Raw genomic sequence first — 21,412 nt, forward strand, 5'->3', positions numbered from 1 at the left:
TTGGCCAGCCGCCCGTGCTGGGGCTGGAATAATCTGATGGCAGGCTGGGGCTGAAATGATCCGATGGCAGGCTGGCTGATCCGCCGAACGCTGTTTGCGTTCGCGACGTTGTGGGCGATTTCGATGCTGTCGTTCCTCGTCATTCAAATCCCGCCGGGCGATTACGTGACCTCATACATCGCGCAGTTGCAGTCGCAGGGCACCATCTTCACCGACGCCGAAGCGCAGGCGCTGCGCGATCTCTACGGGCTCGATCAGCCGGTCATCTTGCAGTACTTCCGCTGGCTGGGCCTGATGGCGCAGGGGAATTTCGGGGTGTCGTTCGAGTTTAACCGGCCGGTTCTGGATGTGATCGGCGATCGCTTCCTGCTGACTATTGTGGTGTCGGTAGCGGCGCTGCTGCTCACGTGGATCGTGGCGCTGCCGATCGGCATCTACTCGGCCGTCAAGCAGTACTCCATCGGCGACTATGCGTTCACCTTCATCGGGTTTATTGGTCTGGCGATTCCGGGGTTCCTCTTGGCGCTGGTGTTGATGTATTTCGGATTTGTTCTGTTTGACGCCAACGTCGGTGGCCTCTTCTCGCCGGAGTACGCCCAGGCGGATTGGAGCTGGGACAAGTTCTGGGATCTGATGCAGCACATGCCGATACCCGCGCTGGCGCTGGGACTGGCGGGGACCGCGTTCCTGATTCGCATCATGCGGGCGAACTTGCTGGATGAGCTGCGTAAGCCGTATTTGGTGACCGCGCGAGCGAAGGGCCTGACGAACAACCGGGCGGTGCTCAAGTACCCGGTGCGCGTGGCACTCAATCCGTTCGTGAGCATCGTACCTTTCGTGCTGCGAGACATCGTGGGAGGCAGCGTGATCGTATCGATCGTGCTGAGCTTGCCGACGCTCGGGCCGATTCTCCTAAAGTCGCTGATCGCGCAAGACTCCTTCCTGGCGGGGACGATCATTCTGCTATTGGGCGTCATCACGGTAGTCGGCACGCTGATTTCGGACATCTTGCTGGTGATTCTTGATCCGCGAATCAAGTTTGAGGCGCGCGGTGGCTAAGGACCACACCACCCGAACGATTGAGAGCAAAGTGGCCGTTGGCGGCGCGCGCGAGGAAGAGCGCATCTCGGTCGCCACACAGTGGCAACTCACCTGGTGGCGATTCCGCAAACACAAGGTCGCGAACATCGCGGCGATTGTGCTGATCACGTATTACGTGGTGGTGCTGTTTGCGGACTTCTTCGCCTACGCCGATCCGAACTTGCCGGCGGCCAAGCGCGGTCTATTGCCGCCGCAGCCGATTCACCTGTTCGATGACGACGGGTGGAACCCGCATGTGCTCGCATTCGAGGGAAGTCGCGATCCGGAAACCTTCGAACGCGTGTACGAAATCCTCGGCGATCAACCGATCTCGGTGCAGTTCTTTGCGCAGGGATTGGAATACGAGATCTTGGGCATCATTCCGTGGGACCGGCACCTGATCGGTGTGAGCGACGACGCGGGTGGCGCGCTGGCGCAGGAGCATGTGTCGCTGCTGGGCACTGATATTCAAGGGCGCGACATGTGGTCGCGGATCGTTTTCGCGACCAGGATCTCGATGACGATCGGGCTGATCGCGGTGGCGATCAGTCAGGTTCTGGGAATCGTGATCGGCGGCGTGTCGGGGTACTTCGGCGGCCTGATCGACACCGTGATTCAACGCATCATCGAAATCGTGCGCTCGATCCCGCAGATTCCGCTGTTGATGGGAATTGCCGCAGCGGTGCCGAAGGACTGGTCGATCGAGCAGATCTACTTCGCGATCACAATCCTGCTGGCGTTGATCTTGTGGACCGAACTGGCGCGCGTGGTGCGCGGCCGCTTTCTCTCGCTGCGGGAAGAGGACTTCGTGATGGCCGCCGAGCTGGCCGGGGCCAGCCGCATGCGCATCATCCTGCGACACATGGTGCCCTCGTTCCTGAGCCACATCATCGCGGCCACGACGCTGGCCATCCCCACCATCATCATCAGCGAGACCTCGCTGTCATTCCTGGGTCTAGGGCTGCGTCCGCCCGCCATCTCCTGGGGGGTGCTGCTGCAGCAGGCGCAGAACATCCAGACATTGGCGCTGTCTCCCTGGCTGCTGCTGCCGGCGCTGCCGGTGATCGTCGCGATTCTGGCGTTCAATTTCCTCGGGGACGGTCTGCGGGACGCCGCGGATCCGTACGGGACCTAGCTGATGGCCACCCTTGCCGCAGGGAAACGGCGGCCACTGCTGCGCGTGCACAACCTCAAGACCTATTTCTTCCCAGATGAGGGCACGGTGCGCGCGGTGGACGGCGCGAGCTTCGAGGTGTGCGCCGGCCAGACCCTCGGGATCGTGGGCGAGAGCGGCTGCGGAAAGAGCGTGACCGCACGCTCGATATTGCGCATCGTCGAACATCCAGGCGAAATCGTGGAAGGCGAGATTCGTTATCTACATCGAACCGACGGACGGGAGGTGGAACTCGATCTGGCGCAGACTTCGGCCGACGGCCCGGAGATGCGGCAGATTCGCGGCGGCGAGATCGCGATGATCTTTCAGGAACCCATGACCTCGTTCAGTCCGGTGCATCCGATCGGGAGCCAAATCGTCGAGGCCATCCGGCTGCACTCGCCGTTGGGCAAGCGCGAAGCCCGTGAACGTGCGGCCGACCTCTTGCGGCAAGTCGGCATCTCACGAGCCGAGGCGCGCCTTAACGAATACGCCTACCAGCTGAGCGGTGGTCTGCGGCAGCGCGCGATGATCGCCATGGCGCTGTCCGCCGAGCCGAGAGTCTTGATTGCCGACGAGCCCACGACGGCTCTGGACGTGACGACGCAGGCGCAGATTCTGGACCTGCTGCGGCAGCTTCAGACCGACCTCGGTATGGCGATCATCCTGATCACGCACAACCTGGGCGTGGTGGCCGAGATGTGCGACACCGTTGTCGTGATGTATCTGGGACGGGTGGTTGAGGAGGGTTCCGTGGATGCGATCTTCCACAATCCCAAGCATCCCTACACACGCCTGCTGCTGCAGTCGATCCCGAGCCTGTATTCAGAGGCGCGTGTCCCGCTGCCCACCATCAGCGGCGCCATCCCGCATCCCTACAACCGGCCCGAGGGCTGCCCGTTCCACGATCGCTGTCCACAATTCATTCCGGGAACGTGCGATCGGCACGTGCCCGAACTCCAGGCGCTCGATGAGCGAACGTCAGATCAATTGGTGAGCTGCTTCCTGTATCACGAGCCCACGGACGAGCGGGCATGACCATCGAAGGGCCGAACGGACACCCTCTCCTCGAGGTGAAACGCCTCAAGAAGAACTTTCCCATCCGGAAGGGCTTTATGCGCCGTGAGGTGGGCGCGGTGCGAGCCGTGGACGATGTGTCGTTCCACATCGACCGGGGCGAGACGCTGTCGCTGGTGGGTGAGAGCGGTTGCGGGAAGACGACCACGGCCCGCTGCATCCTGCGCGCGATCGACCCGACGGATGGCCAGATTCTGTTCCGGCCGACCGAAGACAAGGTGTTCGATGTGGCGCAAAGCACGCGGCGCGAGCTGCGGCGGCTGCGTCGCGACATGCAAATGATCTTTCAGGACCCTTTCAGCTCGCTGAACCCGCGGTTCCCGTTGCTGGAGATCGTCGGTGAGCCGCTGCTGGTGAACGGCATGCGCAGCCGCCGGGAACGGCAGGAGCGGGTGGAAGAGCTGCTGCGCTTGGTGGGTATGCGTCCTGAGTACATGCGCCGATTCCCGCACGCCTTCAGCGGCGGGCAACGGCAGCGCATCGGAATCGCCCGGGCGCTGGCCCTGAACCCCAGGTTGGTCGTGGCCGACGAGCCGGTATCCGCGCTGGACGTTTCGGTGCAGGCGCAGATCCTGAATCTGCTGCTCGACCTGCAGCAGAAACTCGGGCTCACGTATCTCTTCGTGGCGCACGATCTGAGTGTGGTGAAGCACCTCAGCGACCGGGTGGCGGTGATGTACGTGGGCCGCCTGGTCGAGATGACCGATCGTGAGCGTCTGTTCAACTGCCCGAGGCATCCGTACACGGAGGCGCTGCTGTCGTCGGTGCCGGAGCCGGACCCGCGAAGGCGCTCGCAGCGCATCGTATTGGAGGGCGAGGTCGCGAATCCGGCGGCGCCACCGTCCGGGTGCTATTTCCACCCCCGCTGTCGCTATGCGCAGGACGTGTGCCGGACCGACACGCCCGTCTGGGAAGAGGTGGCGGAGGGTCACTGGGTCGCGTGTCACCGCGCGAAGGAGCTGGAGCTGGCGGGTGTGCGCGACCGGCTACCCATGAACACGGTGGCGGGCAACAGCAAAAAATCCCGCGACGAACGCCACGCCAGCGGCCTGAGATCTGACGAATCCTAGCGGAACTGGTAGCCGATCGGCACGTGCCGGCCGTGATCGGCCGCGAGGCTGAGCACGCCGCGCAAGTCGTTGAGCGAAGGCGCAGGCGCCTTGTCAATGTCCACGTGCTTGTCGTGGACGAGAACCTCCCGCGCCCAGCGCAGGTTGTCGTGCGGACGGGTCTCGATGAAGACGACCTCAATCGTTGGGTCCTCCAGTACGTCACGCGCCGCCAAGTGGCGAACGTCGCTGAACTGCGCGCGTGCGCGCTGGCGCTCCCATTCCGCGGCGTCGGGTTCGAACGCGCCCACCACGTCCAAGCGGGGCGAGCGACGAATGGCCTCGGCCTTGCCCCAGGCGTGATCGCGGCTGATGCCGATGAACGCGGCGCGCGGAGGAGATTCCGCCGGCACCTCAGCCACGCTCACGAATGGCCTCCGGCGCGACATCCGCGACGTCAATCGCCTCCCCGGTCTCGGAACTGCGCAGCAGCGCCTGCAGCACGGCCATGGTGGCCAGATTGTTACGCCCGCTGCTGGGAGGCTCCTTGCCCAACCGGACGGAGTCCCTGAAGAAGATGGCAAGGGTCTCCTCTAACCAGGCGTCGTCGTAGCTCGTATCGAGCATCACCGGTTGCTGGCTGCCGTTGAGCGCAATCTGGATCAGCTCGGCCGCGTCGTCACCGCGCCCCGGATGCGCGGCGCGGTGCACCAAGGTTGCGGCTTCGCAGTCGATCCGAAATCTATAGCCGGGCTGGTGCGATTCGGAGTTGGACAAGTATTGGACCACGGAACCGTCGTCGAATTCGAGCGTCGCCTGCAGCGAGCTGGGCGCCGCGGCATCGCTGAATCCTGGCGAAAAGAGGCGGCCGAAGACGCGCGTCGGACTCCCGGGCATCATCGCAATGAGCGAATCGATGGTGTGGACGTCTGCCTGCCAGAGTCGCGAAGTCCCGTCCTCGGCGGCCCGCTCGCGTGCAGGCAGATCGTGCCGCAGGTATCCGAAGCCGACCCCTCCCAACGCGCCCTGCGCCAAGAGTTTCGCGATGGTGCGTTCCACCGCCGCGAGCCGGTACTGCTGGGCGACCACGATCGCCAGGCCCTTCGCCGCGGCGATCTTCACGGCCTCGGCGGCATCGGCGTAATTGGTGGTGAACGGCGTCTCGGTGAAGACGTGCGCCCCGGCCCTGACGGCCTCCAAGATGATGGCGGCGTGCGCCGACGCCGGCGCACAGACGAAGACGGCCGCAATCTCATGCGCCTGCAGCGCGGCGGCGAGCGAGGCGTGGCAAGCGAGCTCGGGCAGCTCAGTGAACTCGCGGGCCTCGCCAAACCGCTCCGCGTCCGTGTCCACCAAAGCGACGGGCGTGAAGCCGCCGACCCAATGTGAGGCGCGGAGGTAGCGCATGCCGCGACCGCCCAGGCCGACGTAGGCGGTGGGAACCGGCTCAGGTTGCATGACCGAGATCGAGATTCCAGAAGAGGCGCGCGGGAATAGTAGCCGTTGCGTCGGAACTCAGGGCTCGCGTGGGTAGCGTAGCCTCGTCGAGGCCGTGACGAGGAGACGCCAATGCCCTCTCCCCACTGCCGATCGGCTAACGCATCAGCTCTTGGCCGCAGGTTCGATTCCTGCCTCAGCTACCCGCCGGCCGAGGTGGATCTCGGGGTCGTCGCTGGCGCCGGCCGGTCCTTCCTGAGCGGCTACCTGCACGAGCGCTCGCTCCCGCACGTACGGTTGCACAAGCGCCCCAGTACGCATGCTCGAAACGCCGGCATCGTCGCCCGCCACATCGTTCCCGACATCGGAAATCTGCCATGGCGCCGGATCACGCCGGCCGACGTCCAGCACCTGTGCGACGGGGCCATCGAGCAGGGCTATGCGCCCGCAACCGTACATCTGGTGCATGCGGTCATCCACAAGGCGCTGGCCCAGGCGGTCACGTGGCAGATGGTCCCGCGCAACGCGGCTGACGCCGTCGAACTGCCACGCATCCCGCAACGCGCCGTCTCGGTCCTGGATCAGCCGGCACTCCGGCGCTTGTTCGAAGCGAACAAGTCGAAACCGGTCTACCCGCTGCTCGTCCTGGCCGTGCTCGGCGGGCTCCGACGCGGCGAGCTGCTGGGCCTGCACTGGGGGGATGTCGACTTCGAGCGCGGCTTTGTGGTCGTCCGCCGGAGCCTGACGCCGGTGCAGGGCCAAGGACTGGTCGTTGGACCGACCAAGACCCATCAGGTGCGCATCGTCGAACTGGGACCGTTTGGTCTCGCGGTTCTGCGGGACCAGCGCGCACGACAGGCTGCGCAGCGGCGGCAGCTAGGTGACGGCTACGCCACGCATGACCTGGTGGCAGCGGATGCCCTGGGCAAGCCGCTGCCGGTGAGCACGGTCTACCGCTGGGTGCAGACGGCGCTCGCACGGGCGGGGCTCCCGAGGCACACGCGGCTGCACGACCTTCGGCACGCACACGCCACGCTGCTTTTGGCGCGCGGCCACGCGTTGCCCGTGGTGAGCGAGCGGCTCGCACATGGGGACAAGACCACGACCGCGAACCTCTACGCGCACGCGCTCCCGAACTCGCAGCGGGCGGCCGCGCGGGACCTGGACGCCTACATTCCTGGACATCGGGACGACCCAGGGATGACCCGGATCCCCTCGGCAGCGGGCTCCCAACAGGTTTGGGACGGGCCGTTGGAGCGGAAGACGGGATTCGAACCCGTGACCCTCTCCTTGGCAAGGAGATGCTCTACCACTGAGCCACTTCCGCCGGGCGGGACCGGCCCGCTCGATATTCTAGCGCGAGCCGCCGCCGGTCAGGGCCGGGCCGTCCAGGCAGCCGAAGTGCGTGGGTGGCGCTCAGGCGATCTCGGTGGCTCAACACCCTCTCCCCAGGGAGAAGGGACCGGATCCGGCGGTTTGGTTCCCCAAAGGCGTAGGGCCGGCGCGCCGGGCCGTCCAGGCAGCCGAAGTGCGTGGGTGGCCCTCAGGCCAAGGCGGCGGCTCGACTCCCTCTCCCCACCGTGGGAGAGGGATGGGGTGAGGGGGTCGGCCCGGCCATCGCTCGCGCCGTCAACGAATCCCCTCATCCTCACCTTCTCCCCAGGGAGAAGGGACCGGACCCGGCTGATTGGTTCCCCAAAGGCATAGGGCCGGCGGGCCGGGCCGTCCAGGCAGCCAAGGTGCTGGGGTGGCCCTCAGGCCAAGTCGGCGGCTCTACTCCCTCTCCCCACCGTGGGAGAGGGATGGGGTGAGGGGGTCCGGAGAGTCACCGGCGCCGTCGGGGTCGTCGGCCAGCTCTTCGAGCAGGCGAGCCAGTAGCTCCGCGAGCGGCGCCCGGTAGCCGGCGGGGATGCCCCGCTCGCCCAATGCGTCGGCCAGCGCCGCGTCGGCGGCGCGGAAACGCCAGGCGCGCACGACCCGATCGAGCGCCGGGCTGGCGGCGGTCACCACCGGCGCTTCGCCGAGCAGCCAGGCGGTGCCGCCGCCCTCGGCGGCGAGCCCCGCCCGCTCGACAAGCCGACCCAACTCGCGCGCGGCGAACACGCTCGGCGCCCCCTGGCCCCGCGCCCAGCGATTGACCGTGCTAGGGCTCACGCTGACGCCGGATGCTTGCAGCTCCGCCGCCACCTCATCCAGCGTGCGGTCGGCGTAGCCCATGTAGGCCCGCAGCCGCCGGGCGAACTCACTCCGCCCCGGCCGGGGATCGTTGCTGACGTGCGAATCGAGGTTCATTCTGACCTGAACGGTATCATTTCCTAAGAATTTCGTCTACTTTGGCAAAATCAACCATAAATGGTAGTATCTCGCAAGCCGAGGGTGGTCACCAGATTCCCAATTCGATTCGCAAGGCGGTTCCGGATGGCGCGCGCAGGACCGGCGGTGGGCGCCCCAGCCCAACTGTCAAGCGATCGCGACCGTCGGGACGAGTTGGCCTCGCGCTTGGCGCGCGAGCCGCAGATTGCCGCGCTGGAAGCGGTGGCGGAGTGGGCCGAGACGCAGGGCGTGTCACTGGAGTCGGTGGGCGGAATGCGGGAGGTGATCGCCGCGTTCGCCGCCAATACTCAGACGCCAAACCTCGACTTGGCCATGCGCGCGCGGCGGCGCCGGATCGTGAGCGAGCTCCGTTCGACCGGCTGACGCGGCTAGTCGATCGGATCGAAGAAGGTCAGGTCCTGGCCGAAGTTGTCCATGGCCTCGACCGCGTCGCCGCGAAGCTTGACTCTGATGTCGCGCGTGCGGTGCCGCAGGACGATCTCGCTGGGCGGTGGATTGAGCGTGAACGTGATGCGCCGGCCGTACGGCGGCTCGGGCACCATGAGATAGCGCCCCGTGCGCGGCGCGGTCGCGACCGCGCCCTCGACCACGACGTCGTGCGGGTTCGCCCAGGCGGGCACCCGCACGAAGAGCGGCCCCCGACGCTTGATCGTGACGCCGAGCACGCCGCTGGGATAGGGCGACTCGACCTCGATGTCCTCGGTGCGGTGGTCGAATAGCAGGTTGACCCAGTGGCCCGCGGCGTCGAAGCGGGTCACGTCGCGGTAGGCCTCGCAGAGCGACGCCACCGCGCCGCCGACGATGTCCATGTTGAACGAGATGCGGTCGGCCTCGACTGGCCGGTGCCCGTACGGCGCGGGGAAGCCGTAGGCGCCGAGGTGACGCCGGGCCACGTCGCGGCGACCATCGCCGCCCCCCGGATCGGACGGCTCGCCGATCCATGACACGTCGCGCAGCTGGCTGGGCAGCAAATGCCCGCGCAGGATGCGCTCGGCGTCGTCGAATGCCTCGGGATAGCCCCAGCGTCCCAGAATGAGCGCCGTTTCCAGGATGTCGCCGGTGTTGTTGACCTCGCCAAAATCGGGCGCCGCGTCCGGCAGGCTGCTCTCGATGACCCAGCCAAGCTCGTCGCGGATCTCCCACAGCCCGCGGCTGTAAAACGTCCTCACGCGCTCCATCAGCGGCGCGTCGTTGAGCAGGTCGGCCAGTTGCGCCAAGGAGGACATGACGCACGTGGTGGAGTGCGTGTGCGAGCCGAAGCGCTCGGTGGAGTAGCTGCCGTCGGCGGTGAAATGGTCCGCCACGGCCTTGTCCTTGAGCCGGATGGCCAGCTCCAACGCCGGACCGTAGCCCGCCGCGCGGTAGTACTTGACCAGCGGGCCTATGGCGCGACCCAGTCCGCGGATGAAGGTGGGTTCGACATTGACGTCAATGCCGTGGGCGCGGGCGACGCCTTCGTCATCCCAGTCTCGGTCGGGGTCCCAGAGTTCGTTGATCGCGGCGATACTCGCCGCGGCAACGTCGTGTGCCTGCGCGGAGTCCCGGAATTGCGCCAGGGCGTAGAGCGCGTGGAAGCCCTCGCGCACGTTGTGCGTTGGAAAGTTCACCAGCGGACCGTCGATGCGCTCGCGGTTGAGCGGCAGCGGCAGCGGTCCGCTATATGAAAAGAACGCGGCCCGCGCGTGCTTATCGACCGCCGCTTCGTCGATGGGAAAGCCCAGGGACTCGGCCGTCAGCAGGGCGTTGAGATGCCGCCCGGGGACATGCGCTTCCGAGTGCACGGGGCTGAAGGCGAGACGCGGCTCGGGCCAAACCTGCGAGCCAAAGAACGGGATGTCGTCGTCGTCCGCGTTGAACACGCTCGCCATCGTGCGTGTGCCCGCCTCGATGGCGGCGGCGATGTCGGTGGTGTTGACGTTGCGCAGCTTCATGGGAGACTCGCCAACCTGCCGCTCGACTGGGCGGAGTATAGGCGCGCCCACCATGTCCCGCGACGCTCACGCCACGACCGACGAGCATCGGGAAGCGTTGGCGCGTCCGCCGGCAACGCTCAGGCCGCACGACGTCACGCTGCGCGGACCGCGATTGGTGCTGCGCCCGATGAAGGAAGACGACTGGGCGCCGCTGCTGGCCTGGAACAACGATCCCGAGGTGCTGGCGTGGGCCGAAGGCGACGAGATTGAGTCGCGCACGTTGGACGAGGTGCAGCGCATCTACCGCGCGATCTCGGTCAACGCGCACTGCTTTCTCATGGAGCTGGACGGCGAGCCCATCGGCGAATGCTGGCTGCAGCGCATGAACCTGGAGCGGCTGGTCGCGCGTCACCAAGACGAGGACGTTCGGCGCATCGACATCGCTATTGGCCTGCCGGCGCTGTGGGGACAGGGGCTGGGCCGCGAGGCGGTGGGCCTGCTGCTCGATTTCGGCTTCCGCCGAGAGGGCGTTGACGTGATCTACGCCTGCGTCGACGCCGACAACGCGCGCAGCCGGCGCATGTTCGCGTCGCTGGGGTTCGCGGTCGAGGCGGGCGTAGATGCAGGCGGATTTCAGGGCGACGCCGAGCTCGACCTGATGCTAAGTCGGGCCAAATACGACGCCGTCCGTTTCAACGATTGACCGGCATCGGGCATCCAGCCGCCGCTCCCCGGATACGTGCTCGGCGAATCCGTCAGTCCGTGTAGGGGCAGCCCTTGTGGCTGCCCGAATCCACCCGGACGGGCGCCCATAAGGGACGCCCCTACGAGTCCGTGTACAGGTCCCGCAATCGAATCGGGTTGGAGCCGGAGCGGTACCGCGACACCGGGGGTGAGGGGATTCCGCGCCCGGCTCAGAGGTTGACCAGCACCAGCCCCGCCAGCGCCGCTGCGATGCCGAGCAGCGTCACCGGGCCGTGCCGTTCGCGCCAGACGATCCAGCCGGCCAGGGTGATGAGGAGCACGGTGCCGGCGCTGTGCACCGGAAAAGCCACCGCGCCCGGCACCTCGCGCAGCGCGGCCAAGAACTGCCACAGCTGCACCACGTTGCACAGGCCCAGCCCTACGCCCATCGCGATCGGCAGCGGGACCCACGCCAGCGCGTTCGCCTGTCCCTGCCGACGCATCGGCGGACCCGGACCTTCGCTCCAGCGTCGGATGGCCAGCGTCACGCCCGCAGTCACCGTCGCACCGGCGAACGTCGCCAGCACGAACGCTCCGCGATCGGCGGCGGGCGTGACTTCGTTGATGACCTTCCACGAGATCAGCGTCGCGGCGGTGAATCCCAGCAAACCGGCGACCACCGCCCAATAGAAGCCGACTCTTGTCGCCGGCAGCATGGGCATGCGGCGGTAGGCAATCAGGGGCGCCGCGACTACCAGCAAGGCGATGCCGACCAGCGTGACCGCTTCGGCCGGCTCCCCGAACACCACCAGCGACACGGTGATTGGCGCAAGCAGCGCCAGCGAGCCGAGCGCGAAGGTGACGCCCACGCCCCGCTGCCCGAGCATGAAGTACTGCAGGACGAAGAGCACGGCGAAGCCGACGCCGTTCAGCGCGCCCACCCAATAGGCCAGCGCCGACGCCTCCCAGCCGCCCTGGATGGCCACCCACACCAGCGCCACCAGCGCGGCGACGGCGTAGTTGGTGACGGACACGTAAAAGTAGTGCCCGCGCCGCCGCTGGGCCGCACGCTGAATCAGCCCAAACGACACCGCCAGCGCCACGGCTGCCACGAGATATCCCATAACGGCGGATAGGCTCGCATACCAGGACGGTCACACGACTCTCGGCGCGATTCCCCCTCATCCTCACCTTCTCCCGCCAGGGGACAAGGGACCGGACACGGCTCCCGGTCACCACGGGTACATGGCCGGTGGCCCGGGCTGCGGGCAGGCCGGGATTCGATCACGCCGAGTGTGGTCGGGGCTCAGTCGCGCGGGTCGTCCGAGGCTCCTCTCCCCACCGTGGGAGAGGGTTGGGGTGAGGGGGATTCGCCAGTCAGATCGATCCGCACCACGTGCCGTCGCAGTCCCAGCGGCCCGAGCTCGCGCGCGCCCACGGCCTGGAACATGGGCCTGGTCCCGCCAAAGCGGTAGCTCGGCGAGTCGGGATCGACGGGATAGGCCTCAACCGCCGCCGCGCCTTGCTCGCCGGCATAGTCGAGCGCGGCCTCAAGCAGGCGCGACGCCAGACCGCTGCCGCGCAACCGCCGCGGAACGAAGAAGCAGGTGAGCGCCCAGACCGACGGATCGTCGGCGCGGGCGGCGCCGGGCACCGCCGACGTGTTGGGCCTGGGGAACGTGGGACGCGGCGCGATCGAGCACCAGCCGATGGGCTCGTCGCCAGCGTAGGCCAGTATGCCCACCGGCACGCCCGCCATCACCCGCGACCGCATCCCGTCTTTCCGGGTCGTGCGGTCAAGGTTCCGGTTTTCTTGGGGCGTCGCCCGAAACGGCATGCACCAGCAATAGGACGGCCCGCCCCGCGCCTCGAACAGCCGCTCCAAATCCGCCCACGTCGCCGCCTCGACTGAACGGAAGGTCAGGCCCGAAGGCAAGTGGTCCATGGAGGTGAACATAGCGACCGGCCAGGCCTATCGCGACCCGCGCGGGCTCGCGAGCACCGTGGACGCCGCTTCGACAACACACTGCGCGCTCGACCGTCGCGTGGTCGAGGCGAAATCTGGTCTACATATGGTCCGAAGGGAGGCGGGCCGTGCGGCAATCTGACCGAATCCAGCCAATCAGCTACGAGCAACTGCAGGAGACGTTGGCGCTGCTCAAGATCCTGGCCCTGGGCGACCGGCAGATCGCAGCGGGTGAGGTTCAGCCCGCCGCCGAGGTCGTCGCGCGGCTGCGGAAGCGTCAACCGACCGCCTGACCTCGCCCCCTACGCCGCTACATCCTCGACGTCCGCCCCGCAGAGGTAGCGCCACCAGTCGTCGCGGACGGCGGCGACCTGGTCGCTGGCGGAGCCTTGCCAGGCGTGGCGGTTCACGTTGTCGCGGAACAATTCCCACATGTCGTGGCTGTCCCAGCCGGTCGCGTCGAAGTGCCCGCGCTGCGGCTCGGCGGGGTGGTAGCGCACCTTGAACATGAAGCGCGGCTGGTCGGTGAGGTTCGGCTGGGCGCAGTGCCAGATCGCGTCGTGGATGAAGGCGATGCGCCCGCCGGGACCGGAGAGGTGCTTCTGTCCGACGATGTTGCGGTAGCGCGCGATGTCGTGGCCTACCTGGCGCAGGTGCGACCCCGGCAGGATTAGCGTGGGGCCCATCTCACGCGGCACGTCGTGGGTGAAGTAGGCGATCAGGATGTTGAAGCGGTAGAAGTCCTCGCGCGTCAGCCGCCGCCCGTCCCGATCGTGATCGACGTGCCAGGACTGCGCGCTTCGCTGGCCCGCGGGCGTGATGTGTAGATAGGAGTGGTCGTGGATGTAAGACGGGCCCATGAGCGTGGCGAGGACCGCCTTCACGCGCGGCAGCTCGAGCACGGCCTGCGTGGCGGGCGAGGTGTCCAGGAACGCGTCGGGAATCTTGGGCTCCCAGCGGGCGTCGGTGGGCGCGCGAAGCTGCTCCTCGTAGACCTTGGCGTTGAGGTCCTCCGGCACCAGGTCGTCGAACTCGATGAACCCGTCCATCACGAACTGGGCCATCTGGCGCATATCCAGACGCGCGGCGGTCTCGGCGGGCGGGGCGGCGGTAGTCATGGGGCGGGCACCATCCTCTCCAGCACGAATTCGTGGTCGAGATAACCGGGATCAATCTCGCTGGGCGGTTGGGGTAGCTGGATGACGCGCCAGCCATCGCGCATGGCGTCCAACACGCTGCCGTAGGGCGGCTCGTCCGCGTCGCCGGTCTTCATCTGCTCGTCTTTGGGCTGCGCGCCGTCGAACAGCGCCCAGGCCACCACCGGCGCCGTGAGGTTGAGACTGTTCGCATGCAGGATGAGGATTTGCTGGCGTTCCTCGGCCATGTCCCCCCTCGGGTCGATCCGCACGGTCGGATACGCCGGATCGCGGCGGTGTGCCGGGGCCATTATCCAACGTTGCGGAAATTGTGCGCGGGCCGATAGCCGATTATCCCCTCACCCTAACCCTCTCCCCGCGGGAGAGGGGACCGGACCGGACTTTTTTCCCATACCGGTCCTCGCCCAGCGAGCGGCCTGTGCATGCATCTCTCCCCGCAGGAGAGGGGACCGGACCGACCCTTGACCCCACACCGGTCCTCGCCCAGCGAGCGGCCTGTGCATGCATCTCTCCCCGCGGGAGAGGGGACCGGACCGGACTTTGGTCCCATACCGGTCCTCGACCATCGAGCGGCCTGTGCCTGGATTCGTCGGGGCGCCCCGGGTGGGCACCCTTTGCCTGACGGATTTCCCACTGTGCCCACTGGGATCCGGCTCCCTCTCCCACGGGGAGAGGGTCGGGGTGAGGGGCTCCGACGCCCGAGATTGCGCCCACGGTCGCGGCCGCCGCGTAGGGGCGCCCCTAGTGGGCGCCCATTCCGCCGGTGAAGAGGGCAGCCACGAGGGCCGTCCCGACACGGATTGACGGATAGGCAAGGATTCGATCGAGGATTAGGGGGCTGACGCCTGTCAACTCCCAGAGGAGCCGAGGCCGGCAGCGTCTTGAACCGCCCGGCGCAGGCCCATGAACGAGTCGTGGGAATTCTGCGCGCGGCTGCGGCCTTCGGGGTGCCAGTGGGTTTCCAGGCTGATGTGGCCGTCGTAGCTGTCGTCGATCAAGGCGCGAATCTGGGCCGGCCAGTCCAGGTCGCCTTGGCCGATGGCGGTCCACGCGGTGAGCCCGGTCGCAGGATCGACCTCCATGGCGTCCTTGGCGTGGACGTGGACCATCCAGGGCTTGACCGCCTCGTACCCGGCGCGAAAGTCATCGCCGCCGGAGACGAAGTCGTTGGCCGGGTCCCAGATGGCGCGCACGGACGGATGGTCCACCGCCGCCAGAATCGCCGCCGTGTTGCGGCCGGTGTTCCCGAAGCAGCTCCGCACGTTCTCCACGCACAGCGTCAGCCCGACGTCCTCGGCGCGACCGGCGGCATCCAGCAAGATCGCCCGGATCGCGGCCCGGCGCGCGGCGGGCAGGCCGCCCCCGTCGGGAAGGCGGGGGCTGGGGTTGTCGCCGCCCACGTCGCGGCGTCCGGTGAACAGCCGCACGCGCGGGCAGCCGATGGCCGAGGCGAAGTCCATCGCCGCTTCGAGCTCGTCCAGGTGCTCGCGCCAGCCGGGCAGCGAGGCGATGTCCTCCGGATCGGCGTCGGCCAGCCGCAGGGCCTTGAAGGCGGGCGAGAGCACCATGGCCGGTTCCAGTCCCGTGCGTTGCAGGGCGTCCCGGACGCGCGCGTGGTCGTCGGCGTCAGCCGTCTCGATGGGCACGCCCCACACCGTGTCTAGTTCGAGGGCCGTCATGCCGTGGGTCCGAGCAAATGACATGGACTGGTCCAGGTCGTCGCTGACCTCGTTGATCACCAGGCTGTAGGTGAATGCGTGGTTGGGCATGGCGGGGGCCTGCGGGTGGCTTGTGTGGGTGGCGCGGCCAGAGTGTAGTCGTCCACAGCGTGCCGGGGTGCGGCGAGTGCTGTTGCCCCGCGAACGAGGTGAGCCCGGATTCCCATTTCCAGAGGCCGTTGCACACCCGTCCGGCATTCCCGCGACGGGAGACCACGGCAAAGTCGGGTAGGGGCGGGTCTCAGACCCGCCCGACACCAAGCATTCAGCGTGCCTCGAGATTCGACCGAACTGGATTCCGGCCTTCGCCGGAATGACGGAGTAGCGGCCGCTGCTGTGCGAGCTGGTCACCCGGAGGCAGGCATCATGAGTAGGCAGTGTTTCGCTCGATCCCTTCATGAAACCGCCCATGCCTGACATTCCCGCCGACGCGGCGGCCATCGACGCGGCCTGGCTCACGCGCGCGCTGCAGTCGAGCGGGATGCTGACGGATGGAGCGGTTGCGTCCGTGCAGGTCGAACCACTTGGCGGCAGCCAGGGGTTCGCCGGGCAGTTGCGGCGACTGCGGACAACCTATGACGGCAAGGCGCACGGCGCACCGCCGAGCTTCATCGTCAAGCTGCACAGCCCAAACGCCATCACGCGCGAGCTGATCCAGCGCATCGGCGCGGCATCGCGCGAAATCCGCTTCTACCGCGAGCTGGCCGTTCGAGCGGGCGTGCCGACCGCGTCGCTCCACTTCGCGGCCCACGACGGCGAGCGCTACGTCCTGCTGCTGGAAGACCTCGCCCCGGCCCGCGCCGGCGATCCGGCGGCGGGATGCTCCCCGGAGCAGTGCCAGGCAGCCGTCGCCAACGTGGCCGGAATGCACGCCGCGTGGTGGGATAGCCCGGCGCTCGCCTCACTCGACTGGATACCCGAGTTCGCCGATCTGACCGCCACGCGCCACGCAATCTGCCGCGAGGCGTGGCCGGAGTTCGTGGACCGATATCGCGGTCAGTTCCCCGGCCTTTGCAACCGCGTCGGACCCGCACTGCTCGACGGCCTGGATACCGTGCGCTGCGCTTTGTCCCAGGCGTCCCCGACCCTGCTGCATGGCGACTTCCGCCCCGACAACGTGATGTTCGCCGCGGGCGGAAGCGGCGCTCCGGCGGCATTTGTCGACTGGCAGGTGATGCTCCGCGGGCCGGGCCTTATGGACGTCGCCTATTTCCTGGTGTCGGCGACGGACCGCGACACGCGGCGCTGGCTGGAAATGGACACGCTGCGCGCCTATCGGCAGGCGCTGGCGCATGGCGGCGTGACCGGCTACACCGCCGAGCAGTGCCTGACCGACTACCGGCTTGCCATGGCGGACGTGCTCTCGCGCATCGTCGTGCTTACGACGCGAGTCTTGCCCGAAGGCACAGCCGGCTGGTCGGTGTTCGACGTCCTGGCCGAACGCATCGCCGGCGCGGTTGTCGATCTGGACTGCGTGGGGCTGGTGGCGTCGTAGTCGGAGCCGTCACGTCCACTTGCGTAGACTGCCTGTCAATCGACCGACCCAATCAGGACGGCCATGCCCACCTACGAGGTCTTCGAGCGCCAGCGCCAGCTGAAGGTATATGCCGATGGGCGGTACCTGGCGGCCGTGCAGCAGGGGCTCTATCGGCCCTATGTCTTTCCGGTGCGAACCGTGCACGGCCACCTGGTCACGCAGGCCGGTCCGGCGGACCACCCGCACCATCTGTCGCTTTGGATCGGGCACACGGACGTCAACGGCCTCAACTTCTGGGCCCCCGAGACGCTGGGCATTTTTCCACCGCCGCGGATCCTGGTCCGCGACACCCGGACCGATGTCTCAGCCGAGGGTGTCGAATTCGATCAGCGCATCGAGTGGGTCGACGGCGATGGCGGGTTGGTGCTGGGCGAGCGGCGTCGGACCGGCGTGCGCCTTTGGGCCGGTCACGTGGCCGTGGACGTGGTTTCCACCCTTACGGCTCCGGATGCGCCGGTGGAGTTCGGCCAGGACAAAGACGCCGGATTGGCTCTGCGCATCGCCGACCAGATCGACGTCCTGGACGGCGGCGAGATTCTCAGCGCGACGGGCGCCCGCAACGAGCCCGCGACGTTCGACACGCACGCGGACTGGGTGGACTACTCCGGTCCGGTCACGAACGACCACGTCGCCGGCATTGCCATCTTTCCCTATCCCGAGGTCGCGGATACGCCCTGGTTCACGCGCGACTACGGCCCGATCTACGTGGGACCGTGGCGGCACAGTGCCATGACGCTGGACCCGGGGGAGTCCTTCACCCTCGGCGCGCGGTTCGTGGCCCACGACGGCGGACCGGACGACATGGACATCGACGGACTCTTCCAGCGGTTCCGGGCGGAGCAGGGCTGACGGCGGCTTATCGACGTCGGCTGGCAGACGTGCGCCGTCTGGAGTGTCCGGAACCACCTCCGTCCCGACCGACTGCCGGCGGGAGATATCGGCATCGTCCGGTAGGGGCGGGTTTCAAACCCGCCCGAACTTCATGCGCGAGATTGAGCGGACCTGGATTCCGGCTTCCGACGGAATGACGAGTGGGTCCGCGTGAAACGGAATGAGTCTCGCCGGAGGTTTCCTAGTCTCCCTGCAGCTCCACGATCTCCTTGGCGCTAAGGTGGGGCGGTTCCCCGGCGGGCGCGTTGCGTTGGATGTCCAGCTCGCTCGAAATGCCGACGATCGAGCACGACACCGCCTCGTGCCCGAGCACGTAGCGAATGGCCGTCTCGTGCGCGGGCTCGTCCCGCGCGTCCGCCGTGGCATGCAGGCGCTCGCGCAGGCCGGCCAGCTGGCGCACGCGATTGCGGAAGGACTCGCGGCGGCGCCAGTCGGTGACCGGCAGGCGGTCGATGCCCGCCTCGTCGAGCATGAGGACGCCGCTGCCGAACGGCGACCTTGCCAGCACGCCCGTGCCGCGCTCGGCGGCCAGCGGCAGCACGTGTCGAGCGACGCCGTCGTCCGCGAGGCTGAACGGGGACTCGACGACCGGCGCGTCCCACAGACGGATGGCCTCGGCCGCGGCCGGGGCCGACGCGGACACGCCCCACCAGCGAATCTTGCCCGCCTGCTGCAAGCGCCGCAGCGCCTCGAACGGTTCGGGTTGCCGCACGATGTCCAGCGGCGGGTCGTGCAGCAGCAGCGCGTCGATGTAGGTCGTGCGCAGACGCCGCAGCGACAGCTCGCACGCCTGTTGAATGCGTGACGGAGAGAAGTCTTGGGGCTCGTAGTCCAGGTGCAGGTCCTGGGCGCCGTCGCTGCCGGGCAGGTACCCGACCTTGGTCACCAGCACCGTCTCGCCGCGCACGCCTTCCAGCGCCTTGCCCAGCACGGTCTCGCTGCGTCCGCCGCCGTATTGTTCCGCCGTGTCGAAGGTCGTGATGCCCGCGTCGAACGCCGCGCGCACAAGCGCCACCGCATCCAGCGAGGCCATCGGCCCCCACGACAGACCGCCGATCTCCCAGCACCCCATGCAGAGGCTGCTCACGCGGATGCCCGTCGACCCAAGCTCTCGTTCCGTCATGGCGTTCTCCCGTGGCCGCCCTTCAGGCCGTCACGGTACCGGACGCGCCAGCAGCCGCGTCAGTCGCTGCCGAAGCCAAAGCTATACAGCTCGGCGCCGCGCAGGTGGAAGCGCAGCTTCAGGCCGCCCCGCAGGTCGCCGGGCGCGCCGCCTGACCAGGTGAGGTTGTGGCGGATGCTGTCGCCCTCGAACCGCTGGCAGGCGGAGCGCTCGAATCCCGGCCAGACGTCGTTGTAGGGGTCCATCACCTCGGCTTCGATGTAGCCGCCCGGCTCGCAGCGGGCGTTGATGAAAAGCTGGCCGGCGGACGGCCTCACGGGCTTGGTCTCCACGTAACCCTCGCGCACCGTGGCGTCCAGCGACACGTAGCCGTCGAAGCGCAGCGTGGCCAGGCACAGGTGGTGGCCGTTCTCGGCGATGCTCGGGTCGTGCACCTCCGGCACGTCCAGACCTTGCCCGCTGCCGATGATCCACCAGTCGTGGTGAATGTTGTTGCCGCCGTAGTAGAACCACAGCTCATCGCCGACCACGAGCGGCTGCACCGTCGTCTCGTTGTCCAGCGCGTCGTAGGACCCTTCGGGACCGCGCGGGATGAACGGCCGGTGGTCGTTGAACCGATGCCAGTTGTGCCCGTCGCGGCTGTAGTGCAGGTAAAGGTCCAGCGTGTCGTCCACCGTGTGCAGCATGTTGAGGATGCCCAGGTGCATTTCGCCCGCGCGCCAGGGCACGAAGCTGTAGTGCCCGTCGTCCAGGTTGTCCGCCGCGCCGGGCTCGAAGATCAACTCCGCAGGCGACCAGTTGACCAGGTCCTGGCTCTCCTGCCGCCAAACGCGGCGGCGGGTGCCCCACACGCCCTCCGGCTGGCTCGGCCACACGGGGGCGAACCAGTGGTCGAACTCGGGGTGCCAGGCCTCGCCCGCGGAGTCGCCGTAGCGGCCCCAGAGCACGTATTTCTCATCGATCGAGTCGTAGGTCAGCACCTGGCAGTCGGCCGCCCACTCCGGGATGATCGGGTTGGCGGGATGGCGGGTCCAGTCCAGGCCGTTGCCCGACATCGCGAGGCCCAGCCCCATCCCCCGCCTGCCGACGCGGTAGACGTGGACCTTCTTGAACCGGCGACTGTGGTCCGTCTCGATCGGGTCCAGCATGATCGACGGGAACAGGGTGGACTCGTCGTTGGCGTCCGGCGACACGATGAGCGTGTTGGTGTCCCGGCCGTCGATGGTGTGGCGCCCCAGCAGCGGCTTCTCCCAGGTGATGCCGTCGGTCGACTCGGCGTAGTAGATGCGGCTGCCCAGGCGCGGGACGCCCTTGCTGCCCCAATAGTTCGGATAGTCCTCGTACCAGCACTTGAAGAGCCCGTCCTCCGGATCCTGCAGGACGTTGAACGAGCAGCTGCGGAAATAGGGCACCACCTCCCACGGCTGATCGTTCTCGATCAGGGGGTTGGCCGGGTGCTTGACCGGGTGGTGGAAGCGGCGGGTGATGTTCTTGACCACCGCGACCACGTCGTCGTCGATGAAGAGCTGGCGATCGGCGCCGATGTCCTTGGCGATCCGATCGGGGGCATAGGCGAGAAACATGGCGCCTCGGAGGTAGTGCGTGCGACGCCCCAGCGTAGCGTTCGGCCACGGGGGTCGGGCCAACTGGCCTTGGCGATGCCAGGCCGACCCCAGGGATTCGGAGAGTGGCAGTTGTGTCAACCTGTCGCTAGGAAGGGTCGAAATCGGGGCATTGGCAATACCCCAATCCGTTCGCCCTGAGCTTGTCGATGGGCTTATCGAACGGATTGGGTTCTTGCACGAAATGAGGCGCTTCCTATTCAGAGGCTTCCTACAGTCGCAGGTCCGCGCGTGCCGTACCGCACGAGTGACCCCACGGAGAGATGCCCGCTGACCATTCGCGCAGCCGCGCTCGCGCTCTCGATCGTCCTTGCACTGGCGGCGGCGGCTTGCGGTGATGCGACCGACACGCCGGAACCAATGCCCGCGCCCAGTCCTTTGATCCTGAGCCCCACGACCACGCCCGAAACGACGCCGACGCCAGTCCCCACCCCGACCGCCACACCTTCGCCGAGTCCGGTGACGGACGCGGCCCAGACTCGGGCCGATTCCCCCGCCACCGACCGCGAAGCGCTGATCGCCTTCTATCACGCGACCGACGGTCCGAACTGGACGGACAACACCAACTGGCTCAGCGACGCGCCGCTCTTCACCTGGTACGGCGTAACGACGGACGACGACGACGGCCGGGTCATCAAACTGCTGCTGCGTGAGAACTAGCTGCGGGGAGA

Annotated in this window: 21 protein-coding genes, 1 tRNA gene and 1 pseudogene; 10 read left to right on the top strand and 13 right to left on the bottom strand. The window is 67.5% G+C overall.

Features of this window, described 5'->3' with window-relative positions; all coding sequences use genetic code 11:
• Nucleotides 1-63: 63 nt before the first annotated feature.
• From OXG33_08780 to OXG33_08795, 4 genes are read left to right on the top strand one after another with little or no spacing between them, the layout of a single operon-like run.
• A complete protein-coding gene (locus OXG33_08780; GenBank protein MCY4114018.1) occupies nucleotides 64-1,059 on the top strand; it encodes an ABC transporter permease in 996 nt (331 codons plus the stop codon).
• A gap of 31 nt (nucleotides 1,060-1,090) precedes the next feature.
• Nucleotides 1,091-2,215, top strand: coding sequence for an ABC transporter permease (locus tag OXG33_08785; GenBank protein MCY4114019.1), 1,125 nt, complete (start codon nucleotides 1,091-1,093; stop codon nucleotides 2,213-2,215).
• A 3-nt stretch (nucleotides 2,216-2,218) separates the two neighbouring features.
• Nucleotides 2,219-3,271 carry an ABC transporter ATP-binding protein gene (locus OXG33_08790; protein MCY4114020.1) on the top strand — a complete coding sequence of 351 codons (1,053 nt, stop codon included), beginning with the start codon at nucleotides 2,219-2,221 and terminating at the stop codon, nucleotides 3,269-3,271.
• Nucleotides 3,268-4,380 (top strand): dipeptide ABC transporter ATP-binding protein, encoded by a 1,113-nt coding sequence (locus tag OXG33_08795; GenBank protein ID MCY4114021.1) that lies wholly within the window; start codon nucleotides 3,268-3,270, stop codon nucleotides 4,378-4,380. The genes OXG33_08790 and OXG33_08795 overlap by 4 nt, the downstream gene beginning before the upstream one ends.
• Here the strand turns inward: OXG33_08795 and OXG33_08800 are convergent.
• From OXG33_08800 to OXG33_08820, 5 genes are all read right to left on the bottom strand, one after another.
• Complete coding sequence (locus OXG33_08800) at nucleotides 4,377-4,787, bottom strand: Gfo/Idh/MocA family oxidoreductase (GenBank protein ID MCY4114022.1); 411 nt, start codon at nucleotides 4,785-4,787, stop codon at nucleotides 4,377-4,379. The two genes, OXG33_08795 and OXG33_08800, sit on opposite strands and share 4 nt — an antisense overlap.
• Nucleotides 4,774-5,817: a Gfo/Idh/MocA family oxidoreductase gene (locus OXG33_08805; protein MCY4114023.1), complete on the bottom strand. Its 1,044-nt coding sequence runs from the start codon at nucleotides 5,815-5,817 to the stop codon at nucleotides 4,774-4,776. Before OXG33_08805 ends, OXG33_08800 begins: the two co-directional genes overlap by 14 nt.
• A 144-nt stretch (nucleotides 5,818-5,961) precedes the next feature.
• A complete protein-coding gene (locus OXG33_08810) occupies nucleotides 5,962-6,588 on the bottom strand; it encodes a hypothetical protein (protein MCY4114024.1) in 627 nt (208 codons plus the stop codon).
• 460 nt (nucleotides 6,589-7,048) lie between these two features.
• Nucleotides 7,049-7,123, bottom strand: a tRNA-Gly gene (locus tag OXG33_08815).
• A gap of 446 nt (nucleotides 7,124-7,569) precedes the next feature.
• Entirely contained in the window at nucleotides 7,570-8,088 is a 519-nt protein-coding gene (locus OXG33_08820; GenBank protein MCY4114025.1) for a helix-turn-helix transcriptional regulator, read from the bottom strand.
• Between the two features lie 126 nt (nucleotides 8,089-8,214).
• Between OXG33_08820 and OXG33_08825 the strand changes: the two genes are divergently transcribed.
• Nucleotides 8,215-8,493 (top strand): hypothetical protein, encoded by a 279-nt coding sequence (locus tag OXG33_08825; protein MCY4114026.1) that lies wholly within the window; start codon nucleotides 8,215-8,217, stop codon nucleotides 8,491-8,493.
• Between the two features lie 5 nt (nucleotides 8,494-8,498).
• Here the strand turns inward: OXG33_08825 and OXG33_08830 are convergent, their stop codons facing one another.
• The gene (locus OXG33_08830; protein ID MCY4114027.1) at nucleotides 8,499-10,061 is read right to left on the bottom strand and encodes a hypothetical protein; all 1,563 of its coding nucleotides are present in this window, start codon (nucleotides 10,059-10,061) and stop codon (nucleotides 8,499-8,501) included.
• A 52-nt stretch (nucleotides 10,062-10,113) separates the two neighbouring features.
• Between OXG33_08830 and OXG33_08835 the strand changes: the two genes are divergently transcribed.
• Complete coding sequence (locus OXG33_08835) at nucleotides 10,114-10,746, top strand: GNAT family N-acetyltransferase (protein MCY4114028.1); 633 nt, start codon at nucleotides 10,114-10,116, stop codon at nucleotides 10,744-10,746.
• Nucleotides 10,747-10,957: 211 nt separating this feature from the next.
• Here the strand turns inward: OXG33_08835 and OXG33_08840 are convergent, their stop codons facing one another.
• Both OXG33_08840 and OXG33_08845 read right to left on the bottom strand, forming a co-directional pair.
• The gene (locus OXG33_08840; GenBank protein MCY4114029.1) at nucleotides 10,958-11,839 is read right to left on the bottom strand and encodes a hypothetical protein; all 882 of its coding nucleotides are present in this window, start codon (nucleotides 11,837-11,839) and stop codon (nucleotides 10,958-10,960) included.
• Nucleotides 11,840-12,033: 194 nt separating this feature from the next.
• Nucleotides 12,034-12,672: a GNAT family N-acetyltransferase gene (locus OXG33_08845; protein ID MCY4114030.1), complete on the bottom strand. Its 639-nt coding sequence runs from the start codon at nucleotides 12,670-12,672 to the stop codon at nucleotides 12,034-12,036.
• 179 nt (nucleotides 12,673-12,851) lie between these two features.
• Between OXG33_08845 and OXG33_08850 the strand changes: the two are divergent.
• A pseudogene (locus tag OXG33_08850) lies at nucleotides 12,852-12,986 on the top strand (antitoxin, Phd family protein).
• A 9-nt stretch (nucleotides 12,987-12,995) separates the two neighbouring features.
• Here OXG33_08850 and OXG33_08855 read toward each other — a convergent pair.
• The 3 genes from OXG33_08855 to OXG33_08865 all read right to left on the bottom strand — a co-directional run bounded on the left by OXG33_08855 (nucleotide 12,996) and on the right by OXG33_08865 (nucleotide 15,619).
• The gene (locus OXG33_08855) at nucleotides 12,996-13,811 is read right to left on the bottom strand and encodes a phytanoyl-CoA dioxygenase family protein (protein ID MCY4114031.1); all 816 of its coding nucleotides are present in this window, start codon (nucleotides 13,809-13,811) and stop codon (nucleotides 12,996-12,998) included.
• Nucleotides 13,808-14,077, bottom strand: a complete 270-nt coding sequence (locus OXG33_08860) for a hypothetical protein (protein ID MCY4114032.1) — start codon at nucleotides 14,075-14,077, stop codon at nucleotides 13,808-13,810. Before OXG33_08860 ends, OXG33_08855 begins: the two co-directional genes overlap by 4 nt.
• 621 nt (nucleotides 14,078-14,698) lie before the next feature.
• Nucleotides 14,699-15,619 carry a sugar phosphate isomerase/epimerase gene (locus OXG33_08865; GenBank protein MCY4114033.1) on the bottom strand — a complete coding sequence of 307 codons (921 nt, stop codon included), beginning with the start codon at nucleotides 15,617-15,619 and terminating at the stop codon, nucleotides 14,699-14,701.
• Between the two features lie 358 nt (nucleotides 15,620-15,977).
• Between OXG33_08865 and OXG33_08870 the strand changes: the two genes are divergently transcribed.
• Both OXG33_08870 and OXG33_08875 read left to right on the top strand, forming a co-directional pair.
• Nucleotides 15,978-17,063, top strand: coding sequence for a phosphotransferase (locus OXG33_08870; protein ID MCY4114034.1), 1,086 nt, complete (start codon nucleotides 15,978-15,980; stop codon nucleotides 17,061-17,063).
• 63 nt (nucleotides 17,064-17,126) lie between these two features.
• Nucleotides 17,127-17,954 carry a PmoA family protein gene (locus OXG33_08875; protein ID MCY4114035.1) on the top strand — a complete coding sequence of 276 codons (828 nt, stop codon included), beginning with the start codon at nucleotides 17,127-17,129 and terminating at the stop codon, nucleotides 17,952-17,954.
• Nucleotides 17,955-18,177: 223 nt separating this feature from the next.
• On the opposite strand, the gene OXG33_08880 is transcribed toward OXG33_08875, so the two are convergent.
• Nucleotides 18,178-19,119 carry an aldo/keto reductase gene (locus OXG33_08880; protein ID MCY4114036.1) on the bottom strand — a complete coding sequence of 314 codons (942 nt, stop codon included), beginning with the start codon at nucleotides 19,117-19,119 and terminating at the stop codon, nucleotides 18,178-18,180.
• A 59-nt stretch (nucleotides 19,120-19,178) separates the two neighbouring features.
• Nucleotides 19,179-20,702: a hypothetical protein gene (locus OXG33_08885; GenBank protein ID MCY4114037.1), complete on the bottom strand. Its 1,524-nt coding sequence runs from the start codon at nucleotides 20,700-20,702 to the stop codon at nucleotides 19,179-19,181.
• A 270-nt stretch (nucleotides 20,703-20,972) separates the two neighbouring features.
• Between OXG33_08885 and OXG33_08890 the strand changes: the two genes are divergently transcribed.
• Nucleotides 20,973-21,401 carry a hypothetical protein gene (locus OXG33_08890; protein MCY4114038.1) on the top strand — a complete coding sequence of 143 codons (429 nt, stop codon included), beginning with the start codon at nucleotides 20,973-20,975 and terminating at the stop codon, nucleotides 21,399-21,401.
• Nucleotides 21,402-21,412: the final 11 nt, after the last annotated feature.

It is taken from the genome of Chloroflexota bacterium, from assembly GCA_026708035.1.
In the GTDB taxonomy this organism is placed as follows: domain Bacteria; phylum Chloroflexota; class UBA11872; order UBA11872; family UBA11872; genus JAJECS01.

Excerpts from the sequence above, each read along its gene's own strand:
- OXG33_08845 (MCY4114030.1), bottom strand. The coding sequence starts at position 12,672 with ATGGACCACTTGCCTTCGGGCCTGACCTTCCGTTCAGTCGAGGCGGCG.
- OXG33_08860 (MCY4114032.1), bottom strand. The coding sequence starts at position 14,077 with ATGGCCGAGGAACGCCAGCAAATCCTCATCCTGCATGCGAACAGTCTC.
- OXG33_08780 (MCY4114018.1), top strand. The coding sequence starts at position 64 with ATGGCAGGCTGGCTGATCCGCCGAACGCTGTTTGCGTTCGCGACGTTG.
- OXG33_08795 (MCY4114021.1), top strand. The coding sequence starts at position 3,268 with ATGACCATCGAAGGGCCGAACGGACACCCTCTCCTCGAGGTGAAACGC.
- OXG33_08790 (MCY4114020.1), top strand. The coding sequence starts at position 2,219 with ATGGCCACCCTTGCCGCAGGGAAACGGCGGCCACTGCTGCGCGTGCAC.
- OXG33_08855 (MCY4114031.1), bottom strand. The coding sequence starts at position 13,811 with ATGACTACCGCCGCCCCGCCCGCCGAGACCGCCGCGCGTCTGGATATG.
- OXG33_08825 (MCY4114026.1), top strand. The coding sequence starts at position 8,215 with ATGGCGCGCGCAGGACCGGCGGTGGGCGCCCCAGCCCAACTGTCAAGC.
- OXG33_08875 (MCY4114035.1), top strand. The coding sequence starts at position 17,127 with ATGCCCACCTACGAGGTCTTCGAGCGCCAGCGCCAGCTGAAGGTATAT.
- OXG33_08885 (MCY4114037.1), bottom strand. The coding sequence starts at position 20,702 with ATGTTTCTCGCCTATGCCCCCGATCGGATCGCCAAGGACATCGGCGCC.
- OXG33_08880 (MCY4114036.1), bottom strand. The coding sequence starts at position 19,119 with ATGACGGAACGAGAGCTTGGGTCGACGGGCATCCGCGTGAGCAGCCTC.
- OXG33_08835 (MCY4114028.1), top strand. The coding sequence starts at position 10,114 with ATGTCCCGCGACGCTCACGCCACGACCGACGAGCATCGGGAAGCGTTG.
- OXG33_08820 (MCY4114025.1), bottom strand. The coding sequence starts at position 8,088 with ATGAACCTCGATTCGCACGTCAGCAACGATCCCCGGCCGGGGCGGAGT.
- OXG33_08830 (MCY4114027.1), bottom strand. The coding sequence starts at position 10,061 with ATGAAGCTGCGCAACGTCAACACCACCGACATCGCCGCCGCCATCGAG.
- OXG33_08805 (MCY4114023.1), bottom strand. The coding sequence starts at position 5,817 with ATGCAACCTGAGCCGGTTCCCACCGCCTACGTCGGCCTGGGCGGTCGC.
- OXG33_08810 (MCY4114024.1), bottom strand. The coding sequence starts at position 6,588 with ATGGGTCTTGGTCGGTCCAACGACCAGTCCTTGGCCCTGCACCGGCGT.
- OXG33_08870 (MCY4114034.1), top strand. The coding sequence starts at position 15,978 with ATGCCTGACATTCCCGCCGACGCGGCGGCCATCGACGCGGCCTGGCTC.
- OXG33_08865 (MCY4114033.1), bottom strand. The coding sequence starts at position 15,619 with ATGCCCAACCACGCATTCACCTACAGCCTGGTGATCAACGAGGTCAGC.